This is a genomic window from Bradyrhizobium sp. dw_78 (assembly GCF_018449525.1).
Taxonomy (GTDB): domain Bacteria; phylum Pseudomonadota; class Alphaproteobacteria; order Rhizobiales; family Xanthobacteraceae; genus Bradyrhizobium.
Genome location: NZ_JAAVUS010000002.1, coordinates 528,258 through 552,268, shown reverse-complemented (window position 1 = coordinate 552,268; position 24,011 = coordinate 528,258). Strand labels below are relative to the sequence as shown.

The window sequence follows — 24,011 nt, the reverse complement described above, 5'->3', positions numbered from 1 at the left end:
CGGCAAATGAAATCTGAAAGAGGCGATGAAAGCTGTTGGAACGCAGCCTGCCTCTGTGCGGCAATGCCTTGAATCAATGTCACGACATCGCCGATCTTCTGGGCGCCCGTGGCGAGCGATTGCGCCGTGTCGCTGGTCCGGCGCCCGATTTTCCAGCGCGCGTACGGAGTTTTGGACGACTTGCCGGCCAATCTCGGCGATCGAGGTGGTCAATTCCTCGGTGGCGCTTGCGACGGTTTGCATATTTTCTGACGTCTGTTCGGATGCATCCGTCACCACGCCTGCCTGACGGTTCGTGTCCGCGGCCGTGGAAGACATCGATCGGGCGCATTTTTATCGATCGCGCGACATGGAAGGGGCCGCGCTGGAGCCATGATTCGCAGGGAACCGGCAAAATTAAAAACCTCCGGCAGGGCATTGCCGGAGGTTTTGGAGGTTAGATGAAGACTTTGATCTCCATTTCTGTGAAGCCAGAAACGAATCCATTATATGAGTAAATCAATTAATTTCAACATGTAAAATGGGCCCGCGGAGATTTTCCGCGGGCCCATTTGCAATAATGCTGATGCGATCAGAAGTTACGCTGAGCGCGGAACTCGACCGACACGTTGCCTTGCTGGTTCTTGAAATTGTAGGTGCCAGCATTGATCGGGAAGGCGCTAGTCACCGTACCGGTCACCGCTCCCCTCATGTTGCCATCGAGTTGGGCGTACATGATTTCGTTCGAGAAGGTCAGGTTCTTGACCGGAGTCCAGCGGGTGGTCACGCCGACTTCAGCCAAGGTGAAGCCAGGATCACACGTCGTGATGCCCGCACCACCATTGCTGGTCGCCTTAAAATAGGCGGTGCACCAAAGATCCTTCCCCGCGCTGTCGTAGCTCACGCCGGCGATACCGCCGAACAGGCTGCTCGACCAGTAGGGATCCCAGTTGTGGTTGAACGCACCACGGACACCCCACGAGGTGGTGAGATCGATGCCGCTCTTGCCCGGACCGCCAAAAATACCGTCGCTGATGGAGCCGAACACGATCGAGCCGGGGCCGCCGGTGGCGTTCGAGATGAAGAAGTACGAACCACCGAGCGCACCGGACCCACCGAGCGCGTACTTGGTCGCACCCTTGGCCCATGTGCCTTCGATCTTGAAGTCGTCGCCGGGACCGGTCGGGAGGTTCTTGATCTGCAAGGCTGCGCTGATGGCACCGCCGAACTTGCCGTCCGGATGGCCGGAATCCATCGCGCCGACGTTGGTCGCGACCGACCCGGGGACTGCACCGTACTGGCCGCCCAAGGTGTTGGCGTTCTGGAAGTAAGTGCCATCGACATAGTGCAACGCACCCGACACCTGGAAGAGGCCCCAGGCCTGATCGACGCGGATATTGCCGACGAAGTCAGGAACGTAGGCGCCGGTGTAGGAAGTGCCGACCGCTGTGACGTTAGAGCTCGGTGCACCGTACAGGCCCCAGGTGCCGGAAGCGGTGTTGGTCGAGGCCACGTTGAGCAACTGCGTGCGGTTGTAGTCGTTGGCGCTGCTGTCGTCGACACCGATCGTGGCCGACACACCGTTGCCGAACTGCGCGGTGTACTGCACGTTGTTGATGCCGGTGACAGTGTCGTAGCCGCCGACCAGACCGCTGGTCATGTTGCCCGGGAAGCCCTGCCACGGGGTCACATAGGCCGAAGCTGACTTACCGAAGGTGAAGCCCGCGAACTGGATGAAGGCGTATTCGACGCCCAGCTGGCCCTGGCCAACGTAGTTCGAGCTGATATTGCCCTGCTGCGCGTTGGTGTTCAGGGTCGACTGCTGGTTGATGCTGCCGAGACCTTCGGTGCCGAAGGTGAAGTCGGCCTGACCGAAGGTGCGGACCACGCCGTACTCGGTCGCGGTGCGGGTATCCAAGGTCAGGGCGAAGCGCGAGTAGTCGTTGTAGTAGTTGGCGTAACGCTCGTGCATCGCACCGCTGCCAGCGGTGAACGGCGCACCGCTGCCGTTGATCGTCAGGTCGGCACGCAGATAGCCGCCGATCTTGACGCAGGTGTCGGTGCCCGGGATGTAGAAGAATCCCGCGCCGTACAGGGAGCAGATCCGCACGTATTCGACCGCTTTGGCCTTTACGGGAAGATCAGCCGCCTGTGCCCCGCTCATGGCGACGAGAGCCGCCGCTGAGCCAAGGACAAGGCTCTTAATCGTCTTCATATTAAACCTCCAAGTTGCTCCGTCGAAAAGGGCCAAAGTCCTAAAGCCCCACTTACGCCTTCAAGCGCCCACGACGGCGCTTCCAGCCAAAGGACGAACGGTAAGGAATCTACCCCGCCCCCACACGGTAGCTTTGATGTAAAAGTAAGTTGAGCACAATAATTGAGTTACTAAGCTATCTATTTGGGCAGCGGATCGTGCTTTCTTTGCAACACTTTTTTGACTTGGGCCCCCCTCAATTTCGGGGGGCCGTATCCGCAAAACGTGAGTTTCCGGCACCCTCAACTTCCTAGATTATTAGGGAGATTCTTGAGGAGCTAGAAATGCCGCCGCGGCGCACAACCAACCCAGCCGGATTTCCGAACCAGATCGACGTCCAGGCGACATCCGGTCGCGGCCGTCGGGATCCGGAACTGGTTCGGACGTTGGTATGGAATATTTTATCCATTAACAGCCACATGGAAGACATCCGTTATTTCTGGGCCGGGGTCCTGCATGTCAGCGGACCGCAATGGCTGATTGTCATGGCGGTCCACGATCTTGATCGCGGTAAAGGCGTCTCGGTCAGGGAGGTGTCGGCAAAGCTCCATGTCGATCCGTCGTTCGTGACGACCCAGACCAAGCAATTGGAAAAGAATGGCTTCATGCGACGAAAGTCGTCGCTTGAGGATGCGCGGGTGGTCTTGTTGTCCCTTACCGACAAGGCCCAGAAAGGGCTGGCGAGCCTGTCGACACGGCAGGAAGGCGTGGAAGATTATGTATTCAATGATTTGAGTGATCAGGAGTTGGAGAGGTTTACTGAGACCCTCACGATGCTCCGCCTTCGGTTGGAAAAGGCTTCCCTCCGACTGGCTGCGGAAATCTAGAAGCCGTTCGCTGCGGACCAACGAGTTCTGGTTACTCTGCTTCAGCCGTCAGGAATTCGGTAACTAGCGCCACTGCGTTTTGCGGGGAGGGTGCGTTTCAGCGACGCCATCGGGCTCGGGTAAAACGACGATGGCCGTTGTTTTGCTGCGGTGCCGAAACAGTCTTTATTCCCGCGCTGGTTGTCGTGAAGATGGTTTGAGCGTGGCCTAATTAGCTGGCGCGTCCCGGCGGAAAGGCTTTTCAATCGGATATCGATTGTGCCAAAGTCTTACTCACGAAGGGTTGATTACCGCGATAAATTGCTGTCGTATTCGAGGCACGATCTTTGTCGGAAGATCGTCGTTGCGGTTTTCGGTTTCGCTGGATGGATTAAGAATCGCCAGCAAAGTCGGGAGGCGCTGCGCTTCAGCCAAACTCCGCAATGGAGCGGAGCATGAACAACAAAAATAATAAAAACAACAAAACCTTCCAGGGAGAAAAATATGAGGCGGTTCCTGTGGCCCTCATAGCCTAGCCGCGTGTGGCAAGCCGGATGGCGGACTCCGTCATCACTGTGGACGAGGGGGACAATCATGACCAAACGTAACGCTCTGCGTGACGCTCCTTTTGTCGAAGCGCCGCTGCCGCGTCTCGTGTGTGGCAGATCCCGCGCCACAGGCGAGATTTTCTATCCGCCGCCCTCGACAAATCCGGAAATCCACGCGGCTGACGAAATCGAACCTGTCGAAATCGATGGCACCGGAACGCTTCTCAATTTCACCCGTGTGCTGCGCGGCATTCCCGGACTCAATACTTCCTTCGCGATCGGATTGATCAGGCTTGATGCCGGCCCTGTGCTGACGGCCCCGCTTGTGGACTGGGAAGATGCCGATCTTCGCAGCGGCGCACGTGTCGCGCTGGTCATCGGCGAGATCAAGCGCGATGCCAGCGGCAATACATTTATCGGCCCCAAATTTCGTCCCGCCTGAGTTCGGGGCAGGGGCAACGACGACATCGCCGGCGCGCGCGATTTCGTTCAGGCTGCCGTCAGGTCTTGGATGGCGTGAGCGATGCTCAGCATGGATAAGGCAAGAGCGGTTGGCCTTTGTTAAGGCTGATCCGTCGGATGTTGTGACTCCGGGGAACGGATGGAGACGCAGTCTCTTTCCTGATGATCAACGGGGATTCGCGAATGAAAACCTTGGCGCCGGGCGGTCATGTCATGACGGCTCACGCCCTCCATGTCGGGGATCGCATCAACACGACCGGCTTTGAGGGGGAGATCTTATCGAACACGCCGCTCGCGGTGCGCATCCAGGGCAGCGGTGTTGCCGTGCTATTCCGCTACGGTGTCGTTGTTCTGATCGATCTGTCGCCGCAGCAGGAACTCGATTTCCTGGAGAAACTTTCTCCTTACGTATCCGGCAAATTCGAACGCTACGAGGAAGAGACCGCGGCGATAAGGCTGGCGGATGGCGACGAGGATCAGGTTGCGGTTGGAGGGCCGATCCAGATCAAGTCGATGTCGCAGGAAAGATTGCTGGTTATTTCTGACGTGCTGGCCAAGAGCGTCGTGCTCGCCCACGATGAACGGCAGGTTGCCAGCGTGTTCGAGGTGATCGAGCCTTTTGCGCGGGAATTGGCGACGCGGGGAAAAGCCCGGCTCGACCGGACGGGAATCCTCAAGCTCATCGGCAACGCGCTCCTGGTTCAGCACAGGGTTTCCGGCCGGGTGGCGATCACGGAGAAGCCCGACGCGTTGTGGGATCGTCCGGATATGGAACGGCTATACGCTCGTCTTGAAGACGAGTATGAGTTGCAGGAGCGCGTCGAGACGCTTAATCGAAAGCTTGCCGTGATCTCGGAGACCGCGAATACGCTTGCCGACATCATCGATACGCAGCGCTCTCTGCGCCTCGAGCTGATCGTCGTGGGTTTGATTGCGTTCGAGATCGTGATTACCTTCTACCAGATCTTTGCCGCTCGAACGGCGCATTAGAGATTCGGATCGGAATGATTGAATTATATGCGGCGCAGCCGGCAGGATCGCCAGTCGGGCGGATGGTCCAGACCGAAACCGGGCCTGTGCGACGATGGGGTGGCGCCCCTAAATTGTGACATGGTATCCCAGCTCCGAAACCGGGTTTTGACTCGGGCCAGACCGGCAGTTTAAGTAGTGCCGCGTCCGAGCGGGGGGCGATCCAGAGTTCCATATTGCCATGACCGGTTGCTTTAGATTGTTCCAGCGCGCCAAAAAAGCAGGAAAGGACCCCGTATGACCGCCTATTTTCAGCGCCAATTGGTGGATTACGTGGAATATCACCGCGATCCGTGGAATTGCGCCATGCATGTGCAGGGCATCCTTTTACTGTTCCTGGGCGCAACGCTGCCGCTCTCGATGTGGCCGGTCTCGTTGTTCGGCGCCCCAACCACGATGGCGACGCTATTGGCTCTGCCCGTACTGATTTATTGGCTGGTCCTCGACCTGCCGATCGGGTTGGCGATCGCCGGTGTGGCCGTTTTGCTACTATCGGCCGCGGCGCTGATCGTGGGGTATGCGGGTGTCGCTGGCGTGTGGGTGACGACCGCGGTTCTGATCGTCGTCGGCGTGGCGTCTCAAATCGTCGGGCATCAGGTGTTCGAACGCCGGCAGCCGGCGCTGGTGGACAACCCGACGCATCTTTTGCTTGGACCGATGTTCGTAATGGCGAAACTGTTCATAGCCCTTGGATTTCGCCACGATCTTGCCGCGATCATCGGGCCAACCGCGCAACTTGCGCCAAGCCGCGCTTCGTTATCCGTTGACGACCGCTAAGCAAGACACACAGCTCTATTCATGACACGCGCACTCGTTACGGGCGGCAGCGGCTTCATCGGGCAGCATCTGGTATCCGAGCTTGTCGCCCGGGGCCTCCAGGTGCGCGTTCTCGATGTCCTGCTCCCGACCCGCGCCTTGCCGGCGGTCGACTATGTCCAGGGCTCGGTGCTCGATAAGGGGCTGGTGCAGGAGGTGATGGCCGACGTCGACGAGGTCTATCATCTGGCCGGGCTGCCCGGCATGTGGAAATCGGACAAGGCGGATTTTCACGCGGTCAACTTCACCGGCACCGAGAACGTTCTGGACGCCGCCCGTCAGCGCGGCGTAGCCAGGTTCATGCATTGCTCGACCGAATCAATTCTGTTCCGTACCTCACAAACGGACGGCGTCGCCGCGGAAGATGCCGCGTTGACGGTCGAAGAAATGCCGGGTCCCTATACCCGCTCGAAAATGCTCGCCGACAGGCTGGCATTGCAGGCTGCCGCAACCGGTTTTCCCGTGATTGTCGGTTGCCCGACCATGCCGATCGGACCGCACGATCACAATTTGACGCCGCCGACCGCCATGCTTCAGCATTTTCTCGGTGATGGCCGCTTTCAGATGTATCTCGACTTCATCGTGAACCTGGTCGACGTGCGCGATGTGGCGGTTGGCCTTATCCTCGCGATGGAGAAGGGGCGGGTCGGGCAGCGCTACCTTCTCGGCGGCGACTGCGTCCCGCTCAGCCGGATCCTGGCGCTGATGGCGGCGGTCAATGGTCGCCGCAAGCTGTTCATTCCGGTTCCCGGTCTGCTCGCGCAACTGGCCGCTTCGATCATCGAGTTCAAGGCGGATTATGTAACGCGTCGCACGCCTGCGGCGACGGTGGAAGGCGTCCGGATCGCGCGGCGGGCGTCGGCGCTTTCAATCGAGAAGGCGAAGCGTGAACTCGGCTATGCTCCGCGTCCCGTCGAGTCTGTTTTGCGAGAAACCATTGCCCACATGATGGATGTCCCCCTCAGCCGGATTCTGAAACATGCTTAGTCAACCCGGCGAAATCTATAACGCCATCCTGAGCGGCTGGATTGTCACCTGGCCCACGAAATTGCTGGCGCTGATCTGGCTCGCCTGGGTCATCAGCTGGGTCGTTGCGGCTTTCTGGTCCGGACGGACCAAGAACTATGTGCCGACCCTGGATTCATGGGTTTATCGCCTGCCCATTCTGGTCGGCGCGATCCTGCTGTCGCCGTGGCTTGCGCAAGCGCTGGAAGAAAAGCCGCTCTACGACCTCGGCAACATCGGCACTTATGTCGCGGCCGTCGTGGTCGTGATCGGTATCTCCTTCACCTGGTGGGGGCGCATTCATCTCGGGCGCTACTGGTCCAATGCCATCACGCACAAGGAAGACCACCGCATCGTCGATACCGGACCCTACGGGCTGGTGCGCCATCCCATCTATACCGGCCTGATCCTCGCGCTTCTGGCGACCGGCGTCGCCGTTGGGACATGGACAGCGCTGCTGGGCGCGATTTTCATCTCGTTCGGCGAGTGGCAGAAGGCGCGCATGGAGGAGGTCTTCCTCACCGCCGAACTCGGCCCGGAGAACTACGGACCCTATTGTCGCCGGGTGCCGATGATCGTGCCGTTCCTTCACTTTTAGTTAGTCCAGAGCGTTTTCGGGCGAAGCGGAGGCCGGTTCGCCTGAAGAAAACGCGTCAAAACAAAAGAGGTGAGCCTCGGTTTTGATTCCGTCAGAACCGATAAGATTTTAGCGCCGGGCCGAACTCGGCTCGGCAATATCGGCGACCGGCAGCAGATGGCGCGGAATGATCACGCGCTGGCCGGCGGCAAGCGGCGCGGTTTCCGGAATCCGTTGGTTGATCTGGGTCAGCGCCCACAGCGGCAGGCCGTATTGTTGCGCCAGGGTTTTCAGTGTATCGCCCGAGCGCGCCGCTATGGCCGTGCCGCTATCCCACAGCTCGATCTGTTCCTTCGGCGGCACGACATAGCGCAGCGGGAATATCTCACCATCGACCTTTGCCGGCGTTGCGGAGAGTTGCAGGATCTTGGCAACGATCTGTTGATGGACCAGGTCCATCTTGTCGATCGTAATATGCGAGATCTCGTCATGTTGGGCCATGTCATAGCTGGCGTAATGGCCAGGAAAACCTGCCACCTGCTTGATGTCGCCGCCACCGAGAATTTGCGTCGAGATAAAGATATTGATGTAACGCTCGACGTTGGGCGGGACGTCAGGGGTCATGTGAGCGGGATCGATGCTGACGACCAGGCTGACCGGAATGCCCTGGTCTTGAAGCTTCTCCGAGAACAGCACGGCGCAACGTCCGCCCATCGAGTGACCGATCAGGATGATCGGCTGGGGATCTTTTTTGTAGTCATCGATCGCCCATGAGGCCACCAGTTCGCAGATGGTGAATTCGTAGACATCGGCCGTGATGCCGGCGCGCTGGATCTTCTCCGTCAGCGCATCCATGCCGCGCGAGAAAATCGGCCCAAGCGCCCCCCGGAACAGATAGGCGCGCCCCCGCGGCACCACCGGCGGCTGTTCCGTTACCGGCGGTGCCGCGGCGGGATGGGTGCCCGGCAAACCGATGTTCGCTTGCGGAGGCAGCCGGTCCGTGACCTGCGCTGCAGCTTCCCTGGCGGCGGCGGTTGGGCCCGCGAGCGCCGGGTGCAGGCTTCCGCCGCTGAAATAGACGGCAATCATCGCCGCGATCAGGAACGCCGCAACCTGTTTGGGACGAATTTGTCTGGTTTTCACTGCCCGCACATTCGCCGATATTGGCGCCGACGACGCCGAAGCGAGCCGCTCGCCGCGGCTCGATGCTGAATTGCCGAGGAATGAGCGGAATTTGAGGCATTGCCGAACGCCGGTTGCGGCGTTCGGCAGGCCGATCAATTGGCGGTAGCGGCCGCTGCCGCTGCGCTCCGCGTGCCTGGACGCTGCGGGGCTATGGCTGCAACCGGCTGCGCTTTCTTGGCTGCCCGCACCGGGCCCGGCCCGCTGCGCACGGCGGCGTCGATCTCCGCGATCACCTTCTGTTGAATGAGGCCGTTCTTGTCGATCGACAGGTGCGAGATACCGGGCACCGTCTCAACGTCGACATTCTCAAGCTTGCCGCTGAAGCCCTTGGCCTCTGCAACACGGGTGCCGGCGCCGTTGCCGACGTAGTAATTGATATAGCGTCCGACCCGGCCGGTGAGGCTGGTATGGAACACCGAGTCGAGGCCGACCGCCAATTTGACAGGAATCCCTTGCCGATCCAGCCGTGCGACGATATCGGGCAGCACCGTCGCGCCCGATGAGTGCCCGACCAGGATGATGGTCTGGATGCGGCCGCTTTTGTATTCGGCCGCGGCTTCGTCCGCGATCGAGGCCCAGAATATGTGGTTATGGACAGTGGCGGTGATGCCCTGCTGTTGCAGCCGGTATGCCATCTGGTCCATGCCGAGCGAGAAGATGTTGAGAACCCCGCGGACCAGAAAAACGTGAGCGCCTGGTGGTGGTGCTGCGGGTGCCGCGTGGGCCGCGCCCAGATTGATCGGCAGGCCGAGCAGCAGCACGGCGACCGCGGCGGCTTTCAGCGAATCCAACCATGGCATCGACAGGAACGAAAACCTGCCTGAAAACACCATGTTACCTTTATGTAATTTCATGAGTTCCTCGCCAAAGGCGCACCAGCCACAAGGCCCCGCCGGACGTATAGTCTCCACCTTCGCATCCGCAAACCGAAGACCTCCTGGCGGCGCTCTTTTTCCCGGCTGCGCGACTCAATTGCAACACGGGTGATTTTGACGGAGCCATCGGGATTTCCGCGAGAACAAAGCCGCGCGGGCGTTACGCTTGGCGGCTTTCTCATCCGATTGCCGGACCAGGCCTGGTTTGGTTGCATGATGCGAGGCTGGCGTAACTTGGTTAACGAGAAGTTGAAGTGAAGCGCTCCGTTTGACGGTTTTGTGCGTGCGGCCCTCGGCCGGATCGGCCCTGCGTCAGGATGGCTTCAAAAGCAGATGCCGGGGAGTCTGGCGCGACAGGATCGAGCGGAGGGCTTTCTTTTGGCCGCGGTTCTCCCGGCCGAGCCCGCCCGCGGGGATTCATAGTCGCCTGCGATTTCCATTGCCCAATAGGTGCGATGCGAGGCGTCGTTCCTGACGCTGGCGACGCCGACACGCGAGGCGTTGTGCAGCAGGAGATTCTTGCGATGTTCCGTCGAGTTAATCCATTGAGCGAGCGTCTTTTCGAAACTGTCGTAGCCGTAAGCGATATTTTCCGCAGCGCGTCCGGCTCCCGCCGATGATATGCGCGAACTGAACGATCCCAGCACGTCGTGATCGAGCGTGTCTTTTGCAGCCATCGCTCTGGCCTGTTGCAGCGCGATCCGGTTGAGCGTGGCGTCGATGCTGACGCGTCCTTCGCCGTGCTTCAGGCGAAAATCCGAAATCATTTCGGCGGGGGATGATTGCGCAGCGGAAGAGCCGCCAAGAAGCAGGATCAGGAACAAGAGGACTGCCGATGGTTTCATGTAATTCGTCTGCGCGATCTCAAAGCTTGGGTTGCTTATCAGAACAATGATCGCGGCGCGCGCGGGGAATGTCAGCGGGGCGGGACAGGCTTGGCTTGGTCCGGTTAAACCGATACCGCGGTGCGGACGCGGTCGGCGTTGCCAAAAACGCGCAGGTAACGGTCGGTCTCGGACGGGATGCCGGTGGCCTTTTCCGGATTGTCCGAGAGTTTGACCGCCGGCCGGCCATCGACCGATGTCACCTTGCAGACGATCGAGATCGGATCGAGATTGGTGGAATTGTCCGGCGCGCAGCCGACGAAATCATTGGTCAGGTTGGTGCCCCAACCGAAGCTGATCCTGACCCGGCCGGCGAAATGATGATAGGTCTCCTCGATCGATCCGACATCCATGCCGTCGGAGAAAACCAGAAGCTTTTCCTTGGGATCGCGGCCGTTCTGCTTCCACCACTTGATGATTTGTTCTCCCGCCGCGATCGGCGGCGCGCTATCCGGCCGGAAGCCGGTCCAGTCCGCGACCCATTCGGGCGCATCGCGCAGGAACGGTGTGGTGCCGAACGCATCGGGAAGCGCAACCAGCAGGTTGCCGCCATAGGTATGGCGCCATTGATCGAGGACGCGGTAGGGCGCCCAGCGCAACTCGGTGTCGTCATTCGCCAGCGCGGCCGCCACCATCGGCAGTTCATGCGCATTGGTCCCGATCGCTTCCAGATCGTTATCCATCGCCAGCAGGACGTTCGAGGTGCCGGTGAAGGACGGCCCAAGGCCTTCTTTCACGGCCTCGACGCACCAGCGCTGCCACAGAAAACCGTGGCGGCGGCGTGTGCCGAAATCGGAAAGGCGCAGACCTTCCAGCTTGCGCAGCCGCTCGACCTTGGTCCAGAGCTTGGCCTTGGCGCGGGCATACAGCACATCGAGGGCGAAACGGCCTTGCCCTTTCATGATGGCGCGCGAGCGCAGCTCGTTCAGGATGGCGAGCGCCGGGATCTCCCACATCGTCGTGTGCGTCCACGGGCCGTGGAAATGCAGCTCGTACTGGCCGTCGACCTTGTGCAGCTCATATTCGGGAAGCTGGAAATGACCGAGCCAGCCGATGAAGTCCGGCGAGAACATCTGGGTCTTGCCGTAGAACGTGTTACCGGCGAGCCAGATCAGCTCCTTCTTGCTGAAGCGGATGGTGCGGGCGTGATCGAGCTGGGCGCGAAGTTCGCCTTCGTCGATGATCTCGGCGAGCCGCACATGCCGGCTTCGATTGATGACCGAAAAGGTCGTACGGGTCTGCGGATAGAATTCCCGGATCATCTGCTGCATCAGCAGCTTGTAGAAATCGGTATCGAGCAGGCTGCGGACGATCGGATCCAGCCGCCAGCCATGATTATAGGTCCGGGCCGCAATATCGGTAACTGTCATGCTCCAACTCTACCCCGCCGGAAACCATGCAACCAGTGGGTTTCTTGCGGGGAGCTTAGTCTGGCGTTCCCTGTTTGACCCGCTCGACGGCAGCTCCCACATCGGTCCAGTCTGGCTTGTCCGGGGCAAATTGCCGCCGGAGATAGGATACGAGTTCCGCAACATGCGCATCGCTCAGGCTGTCCTTGAAGCCGGGCATATAGCCTAGGTCGCTCGACACGGGTGACGCAATCCCGTGCAGGATAATCTGGATCAGATTGTCCGGCAGGGCGCTGTGCAGATTGCTGTTCAGCGCCAGTGACGGCCGGCTGCCGAACAGCGGCGCGCCGCCGGTCTCGTGGCAAACCGCGCAGGCCCCCTGGTAGAGGCGGGCGCCGGCCGACGCGGGCGCTGTGGTTCGGGTGCCGGTCGCCGTTTCAAGCCGGGCGGCGAGCGCGTCCTGCGCCGGCCGGTCGATCGCATTGTCGTTGAACGAGCCGAGATAGACGGCGATGGCGCGGATATCCTGATCCGGAACAGCCGCCAGTTCCTTCACCACCGGGGCCATCGGGCCCGCGGCGACGCCGTGGAAACGGGATTCGCCGCTCCGTAGATAGGCGAACAGTTCATCCTGGCTCCATGGGATCGGCGCCTGCGACAGCGAGGTCAGCGGCGGCGCTTCCCATCCTTCGGCAAATCCGCCGGCGAGATAGGCATTTGCCTTTTCCGCCCCGAGCGCGTTGCGCGGCGAATGACAGGCGGCGCAATGGCCGAGGCCTTCGACCAGATAGGCGCCGCGATTCCAGGCTTCCGATTTCGCCGGGTCGGCCTGGAACGCGCTTGCTTGATGGAATAGCGCATTCCATCCCGCCATCAGCGGGCGAAGATTAAAGGGAAACTTTAACGCCGTTTTCGGCGCGTCGGCATGCACCGGCGCCTGTGCCATCAGGAACGCATAAAGTGCCTGAAGGTCGGCATCGGTGGTCTTGGCAAAATGCGTGTAGGGCAACGCAGGATACAAATGGCGGCCGTCGCGATGAATGCCCTCGCGCATGGCGCGTTCGAATGCGGGATACGACCAAGCGCCGATGCCGGTCTCGACATCGGGTGTGATGTTGGGGCTGTAGATGGTGCCGAACGGAGTCTCCAATGGCCGGCCGCCGGCGTTGACGATGCCGTTGGTTTCGGTGTGGCAGACGGCGCAGTCGCCGAGCGCGGCCAGTTGCCGACCGCGGGCAATGGTTTCGGCCGAATAGACCGATGGGTCCGGCCGGATGATTGGCGCGATCGTCCGCCACGGCAGCACGGCGGCGCCGATGCCGACGACTGCGGCGCACAACGCCGCGACGCCCGCGAACAGGCCGCGCCGGCCGGCAAACGGATTTTGCCATCTGTCGATCGGGGGTGTCGGCGTCGCGACCGGGGCGGGCAGTACGCTCGGTGTCGTCTGCTCGTCGCCGCGCAATCCCCGGAGAATCCGTTCCGGCGTGAACGGCAATTCGCGGAAGCGCACGCCGGTCGCATCAAAGATGGCATTGGCGATCGCGGCTGCGCTCGGAACCGAGGCGGATTCGCCGACGCCGAGCGGCGGCTGATCCTGGCGCGGCAGCATCAGGACATCGATCTTGGGGACGTTTGCGAATGTGATGATGGGGTAAGCACCCCATTCCCGGCTGGTCACCGCGTTGCGGTCGAAGGAGACCTGCTCCATCAGAACGCGGCTGGTCGATTGAACGATGTTGCCGTGGATCTGGTGCCGGACGCCGTCCGGATTGATCATCAGGCCGGAATCCTGGCCGGCGACCACGCGCGTGACGCTGACATCGCCGGTCGCCTTGTTGACGGCGACATCGGCGACCCATGCCGACCATGCCGCGCCGAATCCCGGGAACTTGCTGTGTACATAAAGCGCATAGGCAAAACCCCGCCCGCGCACGATATCCCCTTCGGGGACCGGCTCCTGCCGCACCGGACGCGGCGTCCACCCGGCGCGTTCGGCGACTGCCTTGACGAGATCGACGGCGCGTGGGTCTTTCAGATAGCGCAGCCGGTATTCGATCGGATCGACGCCGGCCTCGTTCGCCAGCTCATCGATATAGGACTCGTGGGCAAAGGTGTTCGGCAGCGCCGAGACGCCGCGAAGCCATGATGCGCGAACGATTGGCGGCATGTCATGCGCCACCACGCGCAGATGGTCGTAGTCGTAAGGCGGGATCGCGGTGCGGTCGCCCATCTCGAATATGGCCGGGGCGGGGCTGATTCTTCCCGTCAGCAGCAGCGCCAGCGTCGGTGCGCCGTTCGACGGATAGCGGGTGGCGAAATCATAACCGGCGACGTTGCCGTCGGCGTTCAGGCCGCCCTTGACGTCCATCAATTGTCCGGTGCCCTTCGGCTCCCAGGCGTGTTCCTGTTCGCGGGTCAACTGCACGCGAACCGGGCGGCCGACCGCGCGTGACAGCAGTAGCGCGTCGGCGGAGACATCGTCGGCGCAATTGCGGCCGTAGCAGCCCGCCGCTTCCATCCGGATCACGTCGATCTCGGTTTCCGGCCGCTCGATCAGCAGCGCAAGATCCACGCGCAAGACGTGGGGGTTCTGCGTGCCGGACCACACCCGGCTGTGCCCGTCCTGATAATCCGCGACCGCGCAGGACGGGCCGATCGAGCCGTGCATCTGGTATGGCCAGACATAGGTCCGATCGATCGGCTTCGCCGCACCGGCCAGGGCGGCGTCGACGTCGCCCTTGTCGATCAGCGTCCGCGGCGTCGACGGGTTGGCGCGCAACGCGGTTTCGACATCTTTCAGGTCGGGCAGGGTTGGCGTCGGCTTCCAGCTCAGTTTGAGCTGCGCGGCGGCCTTGATCGCATTCTCCTCGCGCTCGGCGACGACACCGACGAAATCGCCGATCCTGACAATCGCGACCAGTCCTGGGATATGTCGCACCGAAGCTTCGTCGATCGCGATCAGGCTGGTGCCGACAAAGGCGCCGGCATCGACGCCGGCATAGGGCGGGCGCACGACGCGACCATGCAGCATGCCGGGCAAGCGCATGTCATGCACATAGACCAGTTCGCCGGTGGCCTTGGCCGGAAGATCGACGCGCGGCATCGATTGCCCGACGATGGTGTAGGCGCCGACCGCCTTCACCGGAACGTCGTCCGCGAGTTCGAGGCGGATGGTCTCGTCGGCAATCAGTTCGCCATAGCTGACGCTGCGGTTATCCATGCCGCGGATCAGGCCGTCTTCGATGGAAAGCTCTTCGACCGACAATTCCAGTTGTTCGGCGGCGCGCGCAATCAGGAAGTGCCGCGCCTGCGCCGCCGCCTTGCGCAGCGGAATCGCCGTGACCTGGATGGTTTCGCTGGCAATCGTCGCGCCCTGATTGGGGACGCGCGAGGTGTCGCCGAGCACGACGACGACGCGCGCAAAGGACACGTCGAGTTCCTCGGCGACGATCTGTCCAAGCGCGGTGCGAATGCCGGTGCCGAGATCGACATGACCGTTGAAGGCCATGACCGAGCCGTCGGCGGTGATCTTGATGAAGGTTTCGAATGCGCCGCCCGCGCCCTGGCCGGCGGGGCGCGTAATGGATAACGATCCCTGCCATGGTTGGCGGTCGCGGGGAGTGTCCGATGCCGTCGCCATCAGTCGCGGGCCTCGCCGGCGTGGCCGGCAGCGCGCAATGCCGCACGCATGATTTCAATATGCGCGCCGCATCGGCACAGATTATATCGCAGTGACTCCAGCACCTCGGTTTCGGAAGGTTGGGGATTACGATTCAACAAGGCTCTGGTGCTCATGATCATGCCGTTGAGACAATAGCCGCATTGCGCCGCCTGCTCCCTGATAAAGGCCTCTTGCACCGGATCTGGCCGGTCGCGCGAGCCGAGGCCCTCGAGGGTCGTGACCTCGCGGCCGATACAGCCCTCGATCGGAATCACGCAGGAGCGCGCCGCGACGCCGTCGATCAACACCGTGCAGGCGCCGCATTCGCCGAGCCCGCAACCATATTTGGGTCCGTTCAATTCGAGATCGTTGCGCAACACGTAAAGCAGCGCGGTGTCGGGAGCCGCATCGACGTCGTGGATCCCGCCGTTGACGGTCAGGCGGATCGTGGTCTGCGTCATGCGCCTTGAGCCCTATAGCGTTTGCGCTTGCAATATCGCTTGCAAAACCCTTGCGAAGATACCGTTTGCATACAAACGTGCAAGCAACCGGTCCCGCACGTGCAAGCGTTTGCCTGCTTTATGGACAAAGTCGTAAGCAAATTGATTTTTTATTCGGCAACGGCAGTCCCGCGCCGAAAGGGCGCTTGACAGGTCCCGGCACCCCGCGCAACATCGTTCGTATACAAACGAAATGAACCGGCGGCGAAAATTTGCTATGATCGCGCCGCGTCAGAATGCATCGTTACCGATTTGATCCGCTATGCGACGCGGATGTGCAGGTTTGCAGATGACGACTGATATCACGAGTGCTGCTTCGGGCGACAAGATCCGTTGCGATGCCTGCCCGGTGATGTGCTACATCAAGCCGGGCGCGGCGGGGGCTTGCGACCGCTATGCCAATCACAACGGCGAACTGGTGCGGGTCGATCCGCATATCGTGCTGGAACGGACGGTGTCGCATGGCGGACGGCTGGTGCCGTTTCAGGCCAGCGGCGATTGGGATGGCTCCATCGTTCGTGAACCGAGCCTGTTCGTCACCGCGATCGGCGCCGGCACCACCTATCCCGATTACAAGCCGGCGCCCTTTATCGTGTCATCTGAACTCGACGGCGTCGACATGGTCACTGTCGTGACCGAAGGCATTTTCAGCTATTGCGGCGTCAAGGTGAAGATCGATACCGACCGCTATCTCGGCCCCGAGACGGCAGCCGTCAGGGTGCAAGGCGAGGCCGTGGGCCATGTCACCACCAGCGAATATGGTTCGCAGATGCTGTCGCTCGGCGGCGTGCATCATCTGACCGGCGGCTCGAAGAAGGAAGGCCGTGTCACCTGCGACGCGCTGATGGATTTGAGCAACTGCAAGCCCGTCGAGGTCACCATCGATGGCGGCGCCACGGTGGTCATTCAGGCAGGCCGTCCGCCTGTCGTCAACGGCATGGCGGAAGAACGGATGCGGGTCGGCTGCGGCTCGGCGACGATCGGCATGTTCGCCAAGCAATGGCTCGGCAAGGTCGACGAAGTCGTCGTGGTGGATGACCACATTACCGGTGTTCTTTCGGAGCATCAGGCCGGCAAGCTGCTCGACATCGCCGACACCGGCATCAAGATGAAGGGCCGGCGTTCGACGCCCGGCCGTTACTTCCAGGTGGCCGAGCCCGGCACCGGCTGGGGCGGTACCCAGATTTCCGATCCGTTGTCCGTACTGGGGCCGTTCGATCCGAAGACGGCGCGTCCGGGCTTGACCATGCTGATGGTCTCGACCACGGGCGAACATGCCGCCTATTACCGTCTCGACGAGGCGCTGCGGCCGGTCGAGACGGAGATGCCGGCCGCGCTTAGATTGTCGGTCGAGCGGATTCAGGAAAACTGCGAGCCCGCGCTGTGTACGGTCATGTTCATGGCCGGCGCCGGCGGCTCGCTGCGGGCCGGCGTCACCGATAATCCGGTGCGCCTGACGCGGTCGGTCAAGGACGCCCTGACCCGGGTCACGAGCGGCGGCGCGCCGGTCTATGTCTGGCCGGGCGGCGGCATCACCTTCATGGTCGATGTCACGCAGATGCCGTCAGGCGCCTTCGGCTATGTGCCGACCCCGGCGCTGGTAGCGCCGATCGAGTTCACGCTGCGGCTGTCGGATTATGCGGCGCTGGGCGGCCACATGGATTATGTGCGTCCGCTGTCGTCGTTGAAGGATAGCACGGAAATCCGCCAGGTGCCGTGGCCGCGGCCGGCGCTGGGATGGCGCACATGAAACGGTTGCCGCAAATCGCGCTTCTTTCCGACGGCAAGCGGTTGCATTTGCAGGACGGCCCGATCGATCTGATCGTCGAGGCCAACGGGAAGGATGCCGATATACGCGCGGCCTACGAAGCCGCGGCCCGGCGTTTCACGGGTTTGCTGGACGAACTCTGCGCGGAACTGGCGGAATTGCGCAAGGCTGTCGATCCTGCGCGGTGCGTGCCGAAGGGGATCGTCGCGCGCCGCATGCATGCGGCGGTGGCGCCATTTGCCGCCGGTCAGTTCGTCACGCCGATGGCGGCGGTGGCCGGCAGCGTGGCGGAGGAAATCCTCGGCGCGATGGTGCGCGCCGCCGAGCTTGAGCGCGCCTATGTCAACAATGGCGGCGACATCGCGCTGCATCTGGCGCGCGGCCAGCATTTTACGGTCGGTCTGATGGACCGGCCGGACCGGCAAGGCGTGCTGCACACGATGACCATCGATGCGGACGATCCCTCGCGCGGGGTTGCGACCAGCGGACGTCATGGGCGCAGCTTCTCGCTCGGCATTGCCGATGCTGTCACGGTGCTGGCCAGAGCCGCCTCGCAGGCCGACGCCGCCGCGACCATCATCGCCAACGCCGTCGATCTGCCCGGCCATCCCGCCATCATCCGCTGCCCGGCGCAGGATTTGCAGCCCGATAGCGATCTCGGCCAACGTCTTGTGACCCGCGATGTTGGCCCGCTGTCGCCTTGGGAAATCGAGGCAGCTCTCGAAGCCGGTGCGGCCCGCGCACGCGCGGTACTCGCCGAAGGGTTAATTGAAGCCGCCGCGCTCCGGCTGCACGGTGAGACGGTCATCGTCACGGCCAAGACGGCTGGCGAACGCGGGCTGGCGCGACGCTTTCCCGCCAATGCGGTAAAAGAGCTGGCGGATGCCTGAGATCGTCGTCAAAATCAGGGAACGAGGGGGAAGGCCATGAATGCCGTCATTCGCAAGATCGTCACGGTGGTCGAGGAAACCCATCTGGAGATGGGAAAGACCATCGCGCCGCCGACCCGGCGCGCGGCGGCGATCGCGGTGATCGAGAACCCGTTCGCGGGCCGCTATGTCGAAGACCTTTCGCCCCTGATCGCCATCGGCGAGGAACTCGGCGAACTGCTCTCGAAAAGAGCGGTCGCCGCGCTCGGGATCGACGGCGCCAAGGCGCATAGCTATGGCAAGGCGGCTGCGGTCGGCGAAAACGGCGAGCTTGAGCATGCGGCCGCGATCTTGCATCCGAAAATGGGCACGCCGGTGCGCAAGGTCTTGAGCAAGGGCGCGGCTTTGATCCCGTCGTCGAAGAAGCGGAGCGGGCCGGGAACGACGCTGGATATTCCGCTCGGTCACAAGGATGCGGCTTTCGTGCGCAGCCATTTCGACGGCATGGAGGTGCAGATCAACGATGCGCCGCGCGCCAACGAGATCATGGTGGCGGTCGCCGTCACCGACAGCGGCAGGCCGTTGCCCCGGGTCGGCGGCCTGACGACCGCCGAGATCAAGGGTGAAGACGGTCTGAGATAATCTCTTCAACATTGGAGGCAAGGGATGCGACGGAGCGGATATTTCATAGGAGCGGTACTGGCGATCGCGGTCGCCGGCATGGCGAATTCCGCCATGGCGCAGAGCGAGATCAAGATCGGCGAGATCAACAGCTATTCGCTGTTGCCGGCCTTCACCGATCCTTACCGCAAGGGCTGGCAGCTCGCGGTCGAGGAAATCAACGCCGCCGGCGGTATCAATGGCAAGAAGCTCGTCGTGATCTCGAAGGACGATGGCGGCAAGCCGGCCGATGCGCAGACCGCCGCCAACGAACTGGTGTCGAGCGAGAATGTTGCGATGCTGGCCGGTACGTTTCTCTCCAATATCGGTCTTGCGGTGAGCGATTTCGCCAATCAGAAGAAGGTCTTCTTCCTCGCGGCCGAGCCCCTGACCGACGCCGTCACCTGGTCGAAGGGTAATCGCTATACGTTCCGGCTGCGTCCTTCCAACTACATGCAGGCGGCGATGCTGGTGGAGGAAGCCGCAAAGCTGCCGGCCAAGCGCTGGGCGACGATCGCGCCGAACTATGAATACGGCCAGTCTGCGGTTGCGGTGTTCAAGGCGCTGATGGCGAAAAAGCGGCCCGACATCGAGTGGGTCAACGAGCAGTGGCCGCCGCAGGGCAAGATCGACGCCGGTCCGGTCGTGCAGGCTCTTGCCGAAGCCAAGCCGGATGCCATCCTCAACGTCACCTTCGGCGCCGATCTCGTCAAGTTCGTGCGCGAAGGCAACACCCGCGGCCTGTTCAAGGATCGCACGGTGGTCAGCTTCCTGACCGGCGAGCCGGAATATCTCGATCCGCTAAAGGATGAAACGCCCGAGGGCTGGATCGTCACGGGCTATCCCTGGTACAGCATCAACACGCCGGAGCACGAGGCGTTCCTGAAAGCCTATCAGGCCAAGTACAACGACTATCCGCGGCTGGGCTCGATCGTCGGCTACGAGACCATCAAGGCGGCCGCAGCCATTCTCACCAAGGCGGGATCGACCGATCCGGAGAAACTGGTCGAGGCGGCGGAGGGGATCGCCGTGCCGTCCCCATTCGGCGAGATCACCTTCCGCAAGATCGACCATCAGTCGACGCTGGGCGCGTTCGTCGGCAAGACGGCGCTGAAAGACGGCAAGGGCATCATGGTCGACAACTCCTATCGCAAAGGCTCCGACTATCTGCCGAGCGATGCGGAAGTCGAGAAACTTCGCCCGAAGGAGTGAGGAACAGGTCAGTTGATGACCTTGATTCCGAACGCCTCATGGTACGAGTCGCGCGGCCTTGCCGCGCTGCTTGCCATGAGGGTCAAGAACTCTTCATCCTGGGGAGGTGCGAAGCGCCGTCTCGAAGGATGAAGCCATTGTACTGAAAACTGGGTACCGCGGACCGCCGATGGCCTTTTACATCGTTCAGTTCCTGACAGGTCTGGCCAGCGCGGCGTCGCTGTTTCTGGTCGCATCGGGCCTGTCAATCATCTTTGGCGTGACGCGGATCGTTAATTTCGCGCATGGGGCGTTCTACATGCTCGGCGCCTATGTCGCGTTCACGTTGACCGAGCAGTTTTCCGGCGCGATCGGATTTTGGGGCGGCATCGTTGTTGCGGCGGTGATTGTCGCGCTGATCGGCGTGCTGGTCGAAATGGTGCTGTTGCGGCGGATTTATCATGCGCCCGAACTGTTTCAACTGCTGGCGACCTTCGGTTTGACGCTGATGGTCGAGGATCTGGTGGTCCTGATCTGGGGACCGAGCGATCTACTGGGCCGCCGCGCGCCGGGTTTCAGAGGCGCGGTCGATTTCTTCGGCCAGAATATTCCAAGCTACGATCTGTTCCTGATCGTGCTCGGCCCGGTCGTGCTCGGAATCCTGTGGCTGTTGTTCCAGCGCACGCGCTGGGGCGTGCTGGTGCGCGCGGCGACGCAGGACCGCGACATGGTCGCGGCGCTCGGCGTTAATCAGAAATGGCTGTTCACCAGCGTGTTCGCCGTCGGCGTATTTCTCGCAGCACTCGGCGGCGCGTTGCAGATTCCGCGCGACGCGGTCAATCACGCGCTGGACTTGCAGATCATCGTCGACGTGTTCGTGGTGGTGGTGATCGGCGGCCTCGGCAGCATCGTCGGCGCGTTTGTCGCGGCGGTGCTGGTGTCCGAACTCAACGCGTTCGGCATCCTGATTTTCCCGAAAATATCGATCATCCTGGTATTCCTGGTGATGGCCGCGGTTCTGATCGTGCGGCCCTGGGGATTGTTCGGCAAGCAGGAAGCGCCGGCGCGCCGCACGCCGGGGTTGACGGTGAATCCCTGGCGGCCGCTGACGTCAGGCGAACGCTTGGCCGCGATCGCCGCATTGGCGCTGGCGGCTGGGCTGCCGCTGGTCGGCGGCAATTATGCGCTGACGGTCGGGTCGGAGATCGCGATCTTCGTGATTTTCGCCGTGAGCCTGCATTTCCTGATGGCGGTGGGCGGGCTCGCGTCGTTCGGTCACGCCGCCTATTTTGGTCTTGGCGCCTATGGCGTGGCGTTGCTCGCCAAGATGGCCGGCCTGCCGATGATCGTTTGCCTGCTGCTTGGCCCGCTATTGGGTTGTCTCGGCGCGGCGGTGTTCGGGGTCTTCGCCGTTCAATTGTCCGGCGTCTATTTCGCGATGCTGACGCTCGCCTTCGCGCAGATCGTCTGGTCGATCGCATTCCAGTGGGTGGCGGTAACGGGCGGCGACAACGGTATCCTCGGCGTATGGCCGGAGCGGTGGGCGGCGAGCCCTTCGCATTTCTACTGGCTGTCGATCGGTATCGCGGCACTTGCGGTCATCGCGCTGCGGATCATCGTATTCTCTCCGTTCGGCTATGCGCTGCGGGCGACGCGCGACTCGCCGTTGCGCGGCGAGGCCATCGGCATCGACGGCAAGCGCATTCAGTGGACCGCCTTCGTGATCGCGGGCACCGTCGCAGGCATTGCGGGCGCGTTGTTCGCCTATCTCAAAGGCAGCGTATTTCCGGATAGCCTCGGTATCTCGCTCTCGGTCGATGCCCTGGTCATGGTGCTGCTCGGCGGCGTCGAGACCGTCTCCGGCGGCGTCGTCGGCGCGATCGTCTACAAGGCGCTCAATATCTGGCTGGTGAGCCGGACCGATCTTTCAAAACTGGTGCTTGGCGCCTTTATCGTTCTGATCGTCGTCGCGTTTCCGAAGGGCATCGTCGGGATGCTGGAGACGATCCGCAACCGCCGCCGGCCCAAACTATCGAAGCCTGCCTCGCTCACCTCCCGGATCGAGACCGCCGAATGAACGCCGCGCCCACATTGCTGTCGGTCGAAGGCCTGACCAAATCCTATGGCGGCATCCATGCGGTGCGCGGCGTGTCCTTTGCGCTGAAGGCCGGTGAAATCCTGGCGCTGATCGGCCCCAATGGCGCCGGAAAAAGCACCTGCTTCGACATGCTCAACGGCCAGAACGTTCCCGACAGCGGCCGGATCGTGTTGCTGGGCGAGGATACGGCCGGCGAGAAACCGCGCGCCATCTGGCGGCTGGGGGTGGGACGCACGTTCCAGATCACCGCGACGTTCCCGACCATGACGGTGCGCGAAAACGTCCAGGTCGCGCTGGTGTCGTTCGAGCGCCAGTTGTTCAATCTCTGGGGCTCGACGCCGAAATTCGAACGAGACGAGGCCGGCCGCCTGCTCGAACTGGTCGGCATGGCCGGCTATGCGGAACGTCCCTGCGGTGAACTCGCCTATGGCGACCTCAAGCGGCTGGAGCTTGCGATAGCGCTCGCCAACCAGCCGAAGCTTCTGTTGATGGACGAGCCCACCGCCGGCATGGCGCCGCGCGAACGGATCGACCTGATGCGGTTGACGGCACAGATCGCCAAGGAGCAATCGATCGGCGTGCTCTTCACCGAGCACGACATGGACGTGGTGTTCGAACATGCCGACCGCATCCTCGTTCTTAACCGCGGCACGTTGATCGCCGAAGGTTCGCCGGCGGAAGTCCGTCGCAACCCGCAGGTCCGCGCCATCTATCTCGGCGAGGGCCTTGTCTATGACGCGCGCCACCGCGAAGGAGCGAGCGCATGAAGCTCAGCGTCCATGATCTCAACAGCCATTACGGCCCCGCGCATATCCTGTTCGACATCGCGCTGGAAGTCGGTGAAGGCGAAGTGGTCGCGCTGCTCGGCCGCAACGGTGCCGGCAAGTCCACGACCTTCCGTTCCATCGTCGGTCTGGTCGCGCAGCGCACCGGGCGCATCGTGTTCGAGGGCAGGGACGTCTCCGACGCGCCGACCCATGCGATCGTGCGCAGCGGCCTGGGTTACGTGCCGGAAGAGCGGCGGATCTTCACCGATCTCACGGTCGAGGAGAATCTCGAAGTCGGCCGCCAGCCGGTCAGGCCGAATACGCCGCACTGGACCACGGAAAAACTGTTCGCGCTGTTTCCCAATCTCGGCGAGATGCGGGGCCGCCCGGGCGGGCGCATGAGCGGCGGCGAGCAGCAGATGCTGACGATCGCGCGGACCCTGATGGGAAACCCGTCGCTGGTGCTGCTCGACGAACCGTCCGAAGGGCTGTCGCCGAAAATCGTCGAGCAGATGATCGAGGCGATCCTGACGGTGAAAAAGGCGGGCGTCAGCATTGTCGTGTCCGAGCAGAACCTGCACTTCGCACGGTTGATCTCCGACCGTGCCTATATCATCGAGCGTGGCCGCATCTGCTTCAGCGGCACCATGGACGAACTTGATGCCCGCCCGGACATCCGCGACGCGCATCTGGCGTTGTGACCGGTGCCGGGTAAGAACGCGGGA

20 protein-coding genes and 1 pseudogene are annotated in these 24,011 nt (G+C 62.1%); 13 read left to right on the top strand and 8 right to left on the bottom strand.

Annotated elements, in window-relative coordinates; genetic code table 11:
• Window positions 1-53 precede the first annotated feature (53 nt).
• Together HB630_RS28750 and HB630_RS08360 are read right to left on the bottom strand one after the other, a co-directional pair.
• Window positions 54-327: pseudogene (locus tag HB630_RS28750) on the bottom strand (methyl-accepting chemotaxis protein); the annotation flags it as partial.
• 244 nt (window positions 328-571) lie between these two features.
• On the bottom strand, window positions 572-2,194 hold the full coding sequence (locus HB630_RS08360) for a porin (protein WP_213771665.1): 1,623 nt from the start codon (window positions 2,192-2,194) through the stop codon (window positions 572-574).
• A gap of 323 nt (window positions 2,195-2,517) precedes the next feature.
• On the opposite strand from HB630_RS08360, the gene HB630_RS08355 reads away from it, so the two are divergent.
• From HB630_RS08355 to HB630_RS08330, 6 genes are all read left to right on the top strand, one after another.
• Window positions 2,518-3,060 (top strand): MarR family transcriptional regulator, encoded by a 543-nt coding sequence (locus HB630_RS08355; protein ID WP_213771663.1) that lies wholly within the window; start codon window positions 2,518-2,520, stop codon window positions 3,058-3,060.
• A gap of 573 nt (window positions 3,061-3,633) precedes the next feature.
• On the top strand, window positions 3,634-4,029 hold the full coding sequence (locus HB630_RS08350) for an OB-fold domain-containing protein (RefSeq protein ID WP_213771660.1): 396 nt from the start codon (window positions 3,634-3,636) through the stop codon (window positions 4,027-4,029).
• Between the two features lie 203 nt (window positions 4,030-4,232).
• Window positions 4,233-5,039 (top strand): RMD1 family protein, encoded by an 807-nt coding sequence (locus HB630_RS08345; protein WP_213771659.1) that lies wholly within the window; start codon window positions 4,233-4,235, stop codon window positions 5,037-5,039.
• Window positions 5,040-5,315: 276 nt separating this feature from the next.
• On the top strand, window positions 5,316-5,855 hold the full coding sequence (locus tag HB630_RS08340; protein WP_213771658.1) for an Mpo1-like protein: 540 nt from the start codon (window positions 5,316-5,318) through the stop codon (window positions 5,853-5,855).
• 21 nt (window positions 5,856-5,876) lie between these two features.
• Window positions 5,877-6,881, top strand: a complete 1,005-nt coding sequence (locus HB630_RS08335; RefSeq protein ID WP_213771656.1) for an NAD-dependent epimerase/dehydratase family protein — start codon at window positions 5,877-5,879, stop codon at window positions 6,879-6,881.
• The gene (locus HB630_RS08330) at window positions 6,874-7,497 is read left to right on the top strand and encodes an isoprenylcysteine carboxylmethyltransferase family protein (RefSeq protein WP_213771653.1); all 624 of its coding nucleotides are present in this window, start codon (window positions 6,874-6,876) and stop codon (window positions 7,495-7,497) included. Before HB630_RS08335 ends, HB630_RS08330 begins: the two co-directional genes overlap by 8 nt.
• 108 nt (window positions 7,498-7,605) lie before the next feature.
• Here HB630_RS08330 and HB630_RS28745 read toward each other — a convergent pair whose 3' ends face one another.
• The 6 genes from HB630_RS28745 to HB630_RS08300 form a co-directional block, all read right to left on the bottom strand.
• On the bottom strand, window positions 7,606-8,619 hold the full coding sequence (locus HB630_RS28745) for a LysM peptidoglycan-binding domain-containing protein (RefSeq protein ID WP_213771650.1): 1,014 nt from the start codon (window positions 8,617-8,619) through the stop codon (window positions 7,606-7,608).
• 134 nt (window positions 8,620-8,753) lie between these two features.
• Window positions 8,754-9,515 carry a hypothetical protein gene (locus tag HB630_RS08320; protein WP_346656050.1) on the bottom strand — a complete coding sequence of 254 codons (762 nt, stop codon included), beginning with the start codon at window positions 9,513-9,515 and terminating at the stop codon, window positions 8,754-8,756.
• A 344-nt stretch (window positions 9,516-9,859) separates the two neighbouring features.
• Entirely contained in the window at window positions 9,860-10,381 is a 522-nt protein-coding gene (locus tag HB630_RS08315) for a CAP domain-containing protein (RefSeq protein ID WP_213771648.1), read from the bottom strand.
• Window positions 10,382-10,485: 104 nt separating this feature from the next.
• Window positions 10,486-11,790: a nicotinate phosphoribosyltransferase gene (gene pncB / locus HB630_RS08310; RefSeq protein WP_213771646.1), complete on the bottom strand. Its 1,305-nt coding sequence runs from the start codon at window positions 11,788-11,790 to the stop codon at window positions 10,486-10,488.
• Between the two features lie 55 nt (window positions 11,791-11,845).
• The gene (locus HB630_RS08305) at window positions 11,846-15,412 is read right to left on the bottom strand and encodes a molybdopterin cofactor-binding domain-containing protein (protein WP_213771644.1); all 3,567 of its coding nucleotides are present in this window, start codon (window positions 15,410-15,412) and stop codon (window positions 11,846-11,848) included.
• A complete protein-coding gene (locus HB630_RS08300) occupies window positions 15,412-15,894 on the bottom strand; it encodes a (2Fe-2S)-binding protein (protein WP_213771642.1) in 483 nt (160 codons plus the stop codon). Before HB630_RS08300 ends, HB630_RS08305 begins: the two co-directional genes overlap by 1 nt.
• Window positions 15,895-16,222: 328 nt before the next feature.
• On the opposite strand from HB630_RS08300, the gene HB630_RS08295 reads away from it, so the two are divergent.
• The 7 genes from HB630_RS08295 to HB630_RS08265 all read left to right on the top strand — a co-directional run bounded on the left by HB630_RS08295 (window position 16,223) and on the right by HB630_RS08265 (window position 23,987).
• Window positions 16,223-17,683, top strand: a complete 1,461-nt coding sequence (locus HB630_RS08295; protein ID WP_213771640.1) for a 6-hydroxynicotinate reductase — start codon at window positions 16,223-16,225, stop codon at window positions 17,681-17,683.
• A complete protein-coding gene (locus tag HB630_RS08290) occupies window positions 17,680-18,591 on the top strand; it encodes a UPF0280 family protein (protein WP_213771638.1) in 912 nt (303 codons plus the stop codon). The genes HB630_RS08295 and HB630_RS08290 overlap by 4 nt, the downstream gene beginning before the upstream one ends.
• A 36-nt stretch (window positions 18,592-18,627) precedes the next feature.
• The gene (locus HB630_RS08285; RefSeq protein WP_213771636.1) at window positions 18,628-19,212 is read left to right on the top strand and encodes an amino acid synthesis family protein; all 585 of its coding nucleotides are present in this window, start codon (window positions 18,628-18,630) and stop codon (window positions 19,210-19,212) included.
• A gap of 24 nt (window positions 19,213-19,236) precedes the next feature.
• Complete coding sequence (locus tag HB630_RS08280; protein ID WP_213771634.1) at window positions 19,237-20,442, top strand: ABC transporter substrate-binding protein; 1,206 nt, start codon at window positions 19,237-19,239, stop codon at window positions 20,440-20,442.
• 169 nt (window positions 20,443-20,611) lie between these two features.
• Entirely contained in the window at window positions 20,612-22,498 is a 1,887-nt protein-coding gene (locus tag HB630_RS08275) for an ABC transporter permease (RefSeq protein WP_213771632.1), read from the top strand.
• Window positions 22,495-23,286: an ABC transporter ATP-binding protein gene (locus HB630_RS08270; RefSeq protein ID WP_213771630.1), complete on the top strand. Its 792-nt coding sequence runs from the start codon at window positions 22,495-22,497 to the stop codon at window positions 23,284-23,286. The genes HB630_RS08275 and HB630_RS08270 overlap by 4 nt, the downstream gene beginning before the upstream one ends.
• A complete protein-coding gene (locus HB630_RS08265) occupies window positions 23,283-23,987 on the top strand; it encodes an ABC transporter ATP-binding protein (RefSeq protein ID WP_213771628.1) in 705 nt (234 codons plus the stop codon). Before HB630_RS08270 ends, HB630_RS08265 begins: the two co-directional genes overlap by 4 nt.
• The last annotated feature ends 24 nt before the right edge of the window (window positions 23,988-24,011 follow it).